The following is a 292-nucleotide window of genomic DNA, read 5'->3' as shown; positions in this document are numbered from 1 at the left end:
GGTCGGCGCCAATCAATCCCTTCCCACAACATGGCCAATTGCGCCGGGGTCAGGCGGATACTGCCCGATGCCGCAGACGGCCAGGGAAACCGCCCTTTCTCAAGGACCTTGTAATAAAGACAAAATCCCTGACCGTCCCAATAAAGCAGCTTCAACCGATCGCCTCTGCGGCCCCGAAACGCAAAGACGGCACCACTCGATGGCCGTTGCCGCAGTTCTTGCTGGGCAAGAGCCGACAATCCCGCAATGCCCTTGCGCATGTCCGTATACCCGCTCGCCAGATAGACGCGCA

Annotated in this window: 1 protein-coding gene; it reads right to left on the bottom strand. The window is 59.6% G+C overall.

Translation table 11 applies throughout. The annotated features are described in order from the left end of the window. Positions 1 to 292 (bottom strand): IS66 family insertion sequence element accessory protein TnpB (gene tnpB / locus E1297_RS00345; protein WP_155132551.1); only part of this gene is annotated, 292 nt, incomplete at both ends.

The organism is Roseibium sp. RKSG952, from assembly GCF_009711355.1.
Note: the sequence above shows the minus strand (reverse complement) of the source record. Positions and strands in the feature narration are given on the sequence as shown.